Source organism: Caulobacter sp. P1_D6, assembly GCF_056406095.1.
Map to the genome: position 1 here is coordinate 12,308 of NZ_JBFUAW010000026.1, position 9,902 is coordinate 22,209.

Below are 9,902 nucleotides of genomic sequence, written 5' to 3' on the forward strand. Positions count from 1 at the left end.
TGACCCAGTTCCTCGGAGGAACGCATGAGCGACACCCTTTCCAAGCCCCCTCCCGCGAAAGCCGAGCGGGCCTTGCCGCCCTTCGCGCCGGGCCTGTGGTCGCGCGAGATCGACGTGCGCGACTTCATCCAGCAGCACGTCACGCCCTATGACGGCGACGAGGCCTTCCTGGCGGGCCCGACCGAACGCACCCAGGCGAYCATGGCCCAGCTGCAGCTGCTGTTCGCCAAGGAGCGGGAAAAGGGCGGCGTCCTCGACATCTCCCAGATCCCCAGCACGATCGTCGCCCATGAGGCCGGCTATATCGACAAGGACAACGAGGTCATCGTCGGCCTCCAGACCGAGGCGCCGCTGAAGCGGGCGATCATGCCCAACGGCGGCTTCCGCATGGTCCTGACCTCGCTGAAGACCTATGGCTACGAGCCCGACCCGGCGGTGATCGAGACCTTCACCAAGTATCGCAAAACCCACAACGAAGGGGTTTTCGACGCCTATACCGAGAGCGTCCGGCGCTGCCGCTCCTCGCATGTTCTGACCGGCCTGCCGGACGCCTACGGACGCGGGCGGATCATCGGCGACTACCGGCGCGTGGCGCTATACGGCGTCGACCGACTGATTGACGCCAAGGAGGCGGAGAAGGCCGCGCTGGACGACGCCTGGTCCACCGACGAGATCATCCGCGACCGTGAGGAGCTGTCCGAGCAAATCCGTGCCCTGGCCGAACTGAAGGTGATGGCGGCCAAGTACGGGTTCGACATCTCCGGCCCGGCGACCACGGCCCGCGAAGCCGTACAGTGGCTGTATTTCGGCTACCTGGCCGGGGTGAAGGAGCAGAACGGCGCGGCCATGTCGCTGGGCCGCACCTCGACCTTCCTGGACATCTATTTCGAGCGCGACCTGGCGTCCGGCGCCCTGACCGAAAGCCAGGCCCAGGAGATCATCGACGACTTCGTGATCAAGCTGCGGATCGTGCGTTTCCTGCGGACACCGGAGTACGACGACCTGTTCTCGGGCGATCCCACCTGGGTGACCGAGTCGATCGGCGGCCTGGGCGACGACGGGCGCCCGCTGGTCACCAAGAACAGCTTCCGCTTCCTGCAGACCCTCTACAACCTGGGTCCCGCGCCCGAGCCCAACCTGACCATCTGGTACTCGCCGCGCCTGCCGGAAGGCTTCCGCCGCTTCACGGCGAAGGTGGCGATCGACACCAGCTCGATCCAGTTCGAGAGCGACGAGATCATGCGCCGCGAGTGGGGCGACGACGGGGCCATCGCCTGCTGCGTCTCGCCCATGCGGATGGGCCACCAGATGCAGTTCTTCGGCGCGCGCGCCAATCTGGCCAAGTGCCTTCTCTACGCGATCAACGGCGGTCGCGACGAGGTCAGCGGCAAGCAGATCGGCCCGCCCTTCGAGCCGGTCCAGGGCGACTATCTGGAGTTCGAGGACATCCTGGACCGCTATGAGCGGATGATGGACTGGCTGGCCGAGACCTATGTCAGCGCGATGAACGTCATCCACTACATGCACGACAAGTACGCCTACGAGCGGATCGAGATGGCGCTGCACGACTACGCGCCGTTCCGGACCATGGCGTTCGGCGTGGCGGGCATGTCGGTGGTGGCCGACAGCCTCTCGGCGATCAAGCACGCCAGGGTGAAGGTGGTTCGCGACGAGACCGGCCTGGTCGTCGACTACGTGACCGAGGGCGAGTTCCCAGTGTTCGGCAACAACGATAACCGGGTGGACCACCTGGCCTCATGGCTGGTCAGCACCTTCATGGAGAAGCTGCGCAAGCACCCGACCTATCGCAACGCCAAGCACACCCAATCGGTGCTGACCATCACCTCGAACGTGGTCTATGGCCGGGCGACCGGCAACACGCCCGACGGTCGGCGCAAGGGCGAGCCCTTCGCGCCGGGGGCCAATCCCATGCACGGCCGCGACAGCCACGGCATCCACGCCTCGGCCGCCTCGGTCGCCAAGATCCCCTATCGCGACGCCGAGGACGGCATCTCCCTGACCACCACGCTGGTCCCCAGCGGCCTGGGCCGGACGCCCGACGACCAGATCACCAATCTGACCGGCATCCTGGACGCCTTCTTCGGATCGACCGGCTACCACATGAACGTCAACGTCCTGAACAAGGAGACGCTGATCGACGCCATGGACCACCCGGAAAAATACCCCAGTCTGACGATCCGGGTCTCGGGCTACGCGGTGAACTTCGTGCGGCTGACGCGCGAGCAGCAGATGGACGTGATCAACCGCACCTTCCACGGGGCCTGAGATGGCCGGGGCAGGGGACACGGCCGACCAGCACGAAGTTCCCGCGTTGGAGGCCAAGAACGAGTTCGAGCTGCGGGTCGGGCTCAGCCGGCACGTGCCGGAGATGACCCTCCGCACCGGCCTGGCCACCGGCGAGATCGGCTTCCTGCACTCGTTCACCACCGGCTCGGCGGTCGACGGGCCGGGGATTCGGCTGGTGGCCTGGCTGGCCGGCTGCATGTTCCGCTGCCGCTTCTGCCACAACCCCGACACCTGGACGATGACCAACGGCCTGCCCCTGCCCCTGGAGCGGGCGGTGGAGGAACTGCGGTCCTACGCCCACGGCCTGAAGGTGATGGGCGGCGGCCTCACCCTGTCGGGCGGCGAGCCCCTGATGCAGGCCCGCTTCGCCGCCCGGCTATTCGCCGCGGCCAAGGCGATGAAGGTGCACACGGCGATCGAGACCAACGGCTTCTATTCCGAGCGCCTGTCCGACGAGGAGCTCGGGAACATCGACCTCGTCCTACTGGACATGAAGGGCTTCACGCCGGAGCAGCACGAACGGGTCACCGGGGTGGCGGACAATTCCCGGGTGATCGCCTTCGGCGAGCGGCTGGCCAGGCTGCGGCGGCCGATGTGGCTGCGCTTCGTGCTGGTTCCCGGCCTGACCGACGTTCACGAGGAGATGGCCGCGTTGGCCGACTACGCCGCCGGCCTGGGTGTGGTCGAACGGGTCGAGGTGCTGCCCTTCCACCAGATGGGCGCCTACAAATGGGCCAGGCTCGGGCTCGATTATAGCCTGCAGGCCACGCAGCGGCCTTCCGTCGAGCAGGTCGAGGCGGCAGTCAACGTCTTCCGCGCCGCTGGCCTGAACGCCTACTAGCCGCGATGACATTCTGTCATCTGTGAAGAAGAGGCCGCGTGACCATGCGCGATAGCGTACCCGGCCGAGATTCACGGGATACTTTCATTATGCCGAGCACAATCTTTGCTATATAAATAGCATATGTAAATCCTATGGGTGTGCTTGCTGTATCGATGGCTGGTGTTCTTTTGGCGGCAGCGCCATGCGAGTTTCCGGCGACTCTTTGATGGCGTATGGCCGCGTAGGCGTGCCCCGCACCCCAGACTTGTCGCGGTCGATCACGGCCGCTTCCGCGACGCGATCGTGTCCTCTAGGGGCGTGATGCTGCGCATCGTGGATGGTGAACAGAAGGACGCGGATGGTTGGGCATTCCTTCTGCAGGAGCCGATGACGATGAGACGGTCAGCAGCGGCCTGGCGGCGGGGGCGCGGGGCTACGTCCCAAAATCAGACGCCAACATAAGTCTGGAGGCGGCGATCTCGGCGCTGTCCCTAAATAGATCCTACTTCTCCTCGTCGATTTCGGAGGTGTTGCTCAACTCTCCGACCTACGAACGCAGGAGGTCGCGCTTGGAGTGCTTCACGCCCAGGGAATTTGAGGTCGCTCAACAGATCGTGGAAGGACGATGCAACGAGGAGATCGCCCGCCAGCTGAAGATCAGTCTCAAGACAGTGGAGAGCCACCGGTCGGCCGGCATGCGCAAGGCCGGCGTACGGACAGCCGACCAGTTGGTCCGCTTCGCGATAAAGCACAAACTAATCGAAGCCTAGATCGTTGAGATGGCCTCTCGGCGCGTCCCAAGGTGGTCTGCTTTCCGCGTGAGCGCCAATGTCCGTTAGTGGCGCTCGTCGGTTCTTATGGACAAAGGGTTCGCTAGATCGGCGCTAGTAGATCAACAGGTTGAGCTTTGAGGGCCGTCGCGATCTCATACAGTGTGACAACGGTCGGGTTCCCTTGGAGCCGACCGTTTCTTATTGCGCCTACCCCAACGCTCATCGCCGGCCGTGGCCTCGCGAGGCCTGCCGCGTTTAGAGCGCCATATGGCTTGGGCCGTCGTCGGATCGTACGTTCGTCCGTGTGGAGAGCAGGCGCCGATCCTGGTCGATCGCGGCAAGGCGTTGCGCTGCCTTCCGGCGATCGCGCGGCGCCCGTCGTCATGCCATCGCCTTGGGCGTGACCCGGTTGAACGCACAGCAGGCAGGTTGATTGGCTGCCCCACGTTTTCCACAGGAAAGGGCGGAAATGTGTCCGCTCAACCGGAATTTTTTCGGGTCTGTAATTTGTTGAAACTTATGCGGGTTTTCGCGAAGCGCCGGAAACGACCGCGCCTCTACGTTCGCCGAATGGGGTCTAAGCAATTGAAAATTATCACTAATATTGGAAACGTCGAGGACTCGACACGCCTGTGAGCGTGAGCGGCGAGGCGTTGCTACCGCGGCCAAGCTGTGCACCTTAGCAACCCAAGGGTGTTCGGGGCGTGGCGTATGCGTGATCAATCGGCGGAGCAGGGCGGCGGGGCTGAAACGCCTGCGGTCGTCGACACCGCCTTGGCCTGCTTCGTGGCCTTGCTCGGCTTCCTTGGCCGTCCCGCTGACCCTGACCAACTGGTCCACGGCCTGGGCAAGGGGGGCGCGGCGCTGGGGATCGACGAGCTGCTGCTGCTGGCCAAGCGCCTGGACGTCAAGGCGCGCCGCCAACTCGTTCGTGGTCAGCTGAGCAAATATCCCCTGCCGGCCATCGCCCAGATGCGCGATGGCCGCTTCCTGCTGCTGCTGCAGGCTGGAGGGGACACCGTCCTGCTGATGCGTCCGGAAGAGGGGACGCCGCACGTCGTCCCCCTGGCCGAGTTCCAGCGCGAATTCGCCGGTCAGCTGGTGTTGATGACGACCCGGGAACGGGTCGCGGGCGCGGCCCGGGCCTTCGACGTGACCTGGTTCATCCCGGCCCTGGTCAAGTATCGTCATCTGCTGCGCGATGTGCTGGTGGCGTCGCTGTTCATTCAGCTCCTGGCCTTGGTCACGCCGCTCTTCTTCCAGGTCGTCGTCGACAAGGTCCTGGTCCACAAGGGCCTGACGACGCTGGAGGTGCTGGCGTTCGGCCTTTTCGTGGTGTCGATCTTCGACGTCCTGATGGGAGGCCTGCGAACCTATCTGTTCGGTCACACGACCAACCGCGTGGACGCCGAACTGGGATCGAAGCTCTTCTCCCACCTCACGCACCTGCCGATGGCCTACTTCCAGTCCAGGAGGGTCGGAGACTCGGTGGCTCGGGTTCGCGAGCTGGATTCGATCCGCGAGTTCCTGACCTCCTCGGCGCTGACGGTGGTGCTCGACCTGCTGTTCGGCGTGATCTTCCTGGCCGTCATGTGGCTCTACAGCCCCTTGCTGCTGATCGTCGTGCTTATGACCCTGCCGCTCTACGCGGCCGTGGTCGCGCTGGTGGGGCCCGTGCTGCGCCGGCGTCTGGACGAGAAGTTCGCGCGCGGGGCGGAAAACCAGGCCTTCCTGGTCGAGGCGGTCACGGGCGTGGAAACGCTCAAGGCGCTGGCCGTCGAGCCGCAGATGCAGGCGCGCTGGGACCAGCAACTGGCGGGCTACATCCAGGCCAGCTTCAGCGCCGCGATGATCGCCAACTGGGGCTCACAGACCATCCAACTGATCAACAAGCTGGGGTCGGTGGCGCTGCTGTTTTTCGGCGCGCGCCTAGTGATCGACGGCAAACTGACCGTGGGCGAGTTGGTGGCCTTCAACATGCTGGCCGGGCAGGTGGCGGGACCGGTGTTGCGGATCGCCCAGCTGGCGCAGGACTTCCAGCAGGCCCAACTGTCGGTGCAGCGCCTGGGCGACATCCTCAACACGCCCACCGAACCGGCCTCGTCGCCGTCGCGCGCCAGCCTGCCGGCCATCGTCGGCCACGTCGAGATCGACCGGGTGACGTTCCGCTACCGGCCCGATGGCCCGGAAATCCTCCGCGACCTGAGCCTGGACATCGCGCCGGGCGAGGTCATCGGCATCGTCGGGCCCTCCGGTTCGGGAAAGTCCACCCTGACCAAGCTCATCCAGCGCCTGCACCAGCCCGAACGCGGCCGCGTGCTGGTCGACGGGGTCGACCTGGCGGTGGTCGATCCCACCTGGCTGCGCCGCCAGGTCGGCGTCGTCCTGCAGGAGAACATCCTGTTCAATCGCACGGTGCGTGAGAACATCGCCCTGGCCGATCCCGCCATGCCGATGGAGGCGGTGGTGGAGGCGGCCGAGATGGCGGGCGCGCACGAGTTCATCCTCGAACTGCCGGAAGCCTACGACACCCAGATCGAGGAGCGCGGATCCAATCTTTCCGGCGGTCAGCGCCAGCGGATCGCCATCGCCCGGGCCCTGGCGTTGGATCCCAAGATCCTGATCCTCGACGAAGCCACCTCGGCGCTCGACGCCGAGAGCGAGGACATCATCCAGAGAAACCTCAAGCGGATGGGCGCGGGCCGCACGGTGATCATCATCGCCCACCGCCTGTCGGCCGTGCGCCAGGCCCATCGCATCATCACCGTCGAGCGCGGGGCGATCACCGAGATGGGCCGCCATGAGGAGCTGCTGGCTCGGGGCGGCCGCTACGCGCAGCTCTATCGCAAGCAGATGAACCCGGGCGGCGTCTCCGTCGAACCGGTGCTGTGAGGCGATGATGCTCGACACCCTCAAGCGGCACGTCGATATCGTCAAGGACACGCTGAAGCTCGAGCGCGAGGCTCCGGCCGAACGCGAGCGCCGTCAGGCCACGGCGTTCCTGCCGCCGGCCCTAGAGATCCTGGAGACGCCGCCCAATCCACTGGGGCGCGCGGTCCTGTGGGCGGTGGTGGGCTTTCTGACGCTGGCCCTGGGATGGGCGGTGATCGGCAAGGTCGACATGGTCGCCTCGGCCCAGGGCAAGCTCATTCCCCGCGGCCGGATCAAGCTGGTCCAGGCCGCCGACTATGGCGTCGTGCGGGCCGTGCACGTCACCGAAGGCCAGACGGTGCGCAAGGGGCAGGCGCTGGTGGAGCTCAGCCCCACGGTGACCAACGCCGAGGTCGAACAGGCCCGTCAGGCGCTGCGCAGCGCCGAAATCGATGTCGCCCGCGCTCGCGCCCTGGTCGGTCACGCCCTTGAACACCGCGCGGTGTTCGTCGCGCCGCAAGGGGCCGATGCAACGACGGTGCGTCTCCAGAGGGCGCTGGTCCAGGCGCGCATCCGCGAGCATGAAGCGGCCAAGGCGGCGCTTCGCGACGAGGGCGTGCAGCGCCTCGGCGACGACGACATGGTGGCCGCGGAGATCGCCAAGCTGCAGGCGCAGATCCCGCTCGCCGAGGAACAGTTGCGCGGCATGGAGACCTTGGCGGCCAAGGGCTACGCCTCGCGCATGAAGGTCTCCGAGCTGCGTCGCGAAGTGATCGGCATGCGTCAGGACCTGGTCATTCGGCACCGCGAGCAATCCAAGGCGGGCGCGGCGCGGAGCGGCGTCGACCAGCAGATCGCCAAGCTCGAAGGCGAATTCGCGCGCGAGGCGCTGGACGCCCTGACAGAGGCCGAGGCGACGCGCCGGCTGCGCAGCGAAGAGCTGAAAAAGGCGCTGGAGAAGTCGTCTCAGACCGTGCTGACCGCGTCCGACGACGGCGTCGTGCAGCAATTGCAGGTCAATACGATCGGCGGCGTGGTCAAGCCGGCCGATCCGCTGATGGTCGTGGTGCCGCGCGGGCAGGACCTGGTGGTCGAGGTCATGGTGCTGAACCGTGACGCCGGCTTCGTGCGCCAGGGCCAGCCGGTCGAGGTCAAGTTCGAAGCCTATCCGTTCACGCGCTACGGCGTGGTGGAGGGGCGACTGGAGCAGATCAGCCGCGACGCCGTCGAAAACGAGAAGCTGGGTCCGGTCTATTCGGCGAGGGTCCGGCTGGACCGGGCCTGGATCAAGATCGGCGAACGCAAGGTGGCGCTGGAGCCCGGGCTGGCCGCGACGGCCGAGATCAAGACCGGCCAGCGGCGGATCATCGAATACCTGCTTTCGCCCTTGGCGCGGCGGGTCAAGGAAGCGGGACGTGAGCGATGAACAGGCTGGGTTCCCTCACCACGCCCCCTTCAGACGAACTCCCAGCCGCGCCGCTCCTGATCGAGATGAGCGCGCCCTCAAACACGAAAGTCTTTCTCCTTCCACTGCCGACCGCCAAGGTCGTCGATGACGACGCGCCGGGTCTGGGCACGATCCGCATGGCCCTGGGCGGACCGACCTGGGACATCGCCAGGGAAATCGTGGATTCGGTGGCCGACGTCGTTCCCAACCCCGCGCCGGGCGCGGTCAGTTTCGACCCGACCTCTCCCGCCGACTTCCTGCAGACAGGCTCTGTCATGGTGGTGTCGGAGAGGTTCCGGCGCATCGCCGAGCCTCACCTGCGCCATGTCGAATTCCTGCCGCTCGCGCTGCAGACGACGCCGCCCGGGCGGAAATTCGGAAGCGGGCCGGTGACCAACGATTACTTCTGGATGAACAGCTGGAACCGGCTGGACCTGGCCAATATTGAGGCCTCTGAGTTCGGCCAAGGTATCGATTCGGAAAGGAAGAATTTTTCAGCCTGGAAGGTGCTGTCTCTAAAATCAATTCCGGAGGATGCCGGAATCTTTGGAATAATTGGAATGGGCGGGCGGCGTTTCGTTTCTAAAGAAATGCACTCTCTGTTGAGGCGTGAAAAATTGAACGTCGCGTTCAATCCAGTCTTGCTGGGCGATACTGATGCGGCGGTCGCTAACGCTCAGCGACGAAAATACCATGCTCTTCTCAATCAGTAGTTTTGGGGTTGCGTCATGACGGATTTTTCGACTTTCGCCAACGATCCCCGCGTCCAGCGCGACCTTGATGTCATTAGGGCGGATCGCAAGAACGTCTCGAAGGTGAAGGGCAGCTCCAGAGCGGTCACCGGAAAGAAGATCGGGGCGCACCACCTCTATCTGCTGTCGCCCCTGGCGCGGCGGGTTAAGGAAGCGGGACGCGAATGATGAACAGGTTGGATTCCCTCACCATGACCCCTTCACACGAACTCGAGACCTCGCCCATTCTGATCCAGATGGACCAGCCCGTGGGCTCGAAGGTCTTTCTCTTTCCGCTGCCGACCGCGAAGGTCGTCGAAGACGACGCTCCAGGCATCGGCAAGGTCCGCATGGCGCTGGGCGGGCCCACCTGGGACATCGCCAACGAGATCGTGGACTCGATCGCGGACGTCGTGCCCGACCCGGCCACGGGGGCGGTCAATTTCAATCGCGCCGCTCCCGCCGACTTCCTGCAGACGGGGACGGTGATGGTCGTGTCGAAGCGGTTTCGAAGCATCGTCGAGCCTCACCTGCGCAATGTCGAATTCCTGCCGCTCGCGCTGAACACCACGCCCCCGGGAAAAGGTTTCGGAAGCGGTGAGATCAGTGGCGACTACTTCTGGATGAACAGCTGGAACCGCCTGGACCTCGTCGACCAGGACGCCTCGGCGTTCGGTCAGGGCATCGATCCTGTCACCAAGACATTTTCGGCCTGGAAGATGTTGGCCCTGAAGCCTCTTCCGGCCGACGCCGGGATCTTTGGACTGAAGGGGCTGATGGGCGGTCGTCGGTTTGTTTCGCCACAACTGCACAAACTACTGATCAAAGAGGGCCTGAATATGGAATTCAGCCCCGTTCTTCTGGATGAGTCCGATCCAATAACTGCGGACACTCAACGATTTAATTATCGTACTCAACTCAACAAATAATACCACTTTAGGGGTTGCGTC

Annotated in this window: 8 protein-coding genes; all 8 read left to right on the top strand. The window is 64.8% G+C overall.

The genetic code is table 11. The annotated features are described in order from the left end of the window. Positions 1-24 precede the first annotated feature (24 nt). The 8 genes from pflB (at position 25) to AC1DYP_RS15710 (ending at position 9,881) form a co-directional block, all read left to right on the top strand. Positions 25-2,286: a formate C-acetyltransferase gene (pflB, locus tag AC1DYP_RS15675; RefSeq protein ID WP_477047111.1), complete on the top strand. Its 2,262-nt coding sequence runs from the start codon at positions 25-27 to the stop codon at positions 2,284-2,286. Between the two features lies 1 nt (position 2,287). Further along, positions 2,288-3,148, top strand: a complete 861-nt coding sequence (pflA, locus tag AC1DYP_RS15680; protein WP_477047112.1) for a pyruvate formate-lyase-activating protein — start codon at positions 2,288-2,290, stop codon at positions 3,146-3,148. Between the two features lie 344 nt (positions 3,149-3,492). Beyond that, positions 3,493-3,900 carry a LuxR C-terminal-related transcriptional regulator gene (locus AC1DYP_RS15685; protein WP_477047113.1) on the top strand — a complete coding sequence of 136 codons (408 nt, stop codon included), beginning with the start codon at positions 3,493-3,495 and terminating at the stop codon, positions 3,898-3,900. Positions 3,901-4,614: 714 nt separating this feature from the next. Beyond that, entirely contained in the window at positions 4,615-6,795 is a 2,181-nt protein-coding gene (locus AC1DYP_RS15690; protein WP_477033070.1) for a type I secretion system permease/ATPase, read from the top strand. Positions 6,796-6,802: 7 nt separating this feature from the next. Further along, a complete protein-coding gene (locus tag AC1DYP_RS15695) occupies positions 6,803-8,200 on the top strand; it encodes an HlyD family type I secretion periplasmic adaptor subunit (protein WP_477033069.1) in 1,398 nt (465 codons plus the stop codon). After that, positions 8,197-8,934 (top strand): hypothetical protein, encoded by a 738-nt coding sequence (locus tag AC1DYP_RS15700; protein ID WP_477047114.1) that lies wholly within the window; start codon positions 8,197-8,199, stop codon positions 8,932-8,934. The genes AC1DYP_RS15695 and AC1DYP_RS15700 overlap by 4 nt, the downstream gene beginning before the upstream one ends. 15 nt (positions 8,935-8,949) lie before the next feature. Further along, positions 8,950-9,141: a hypothetical protein gene (locus tag AC1DYP_RS15705; RefSeq protein ID WP_477047115.1), complete on the top strand. Its 192-nt coding sequence runs from the start codon at positions 8,950-8,952 to the stop codon at positions 9,139-9,141. A gap of 23 nt (positions 9,142-9,164) precedes the next feature. Continuing rightward, positions 9,165-9,881 (top strand): hypothetical protein, encoded by a 717-nt coding sequence (locus AC1DYP_RS15710; RefSeq protein ID WP_477047116.1) that lies wholly within the window; start codon positions 9,165-9,167, stop codon positions 9,879-9,881. Positions 9,882-9,902: the final 21 nt, after the last annotated feature.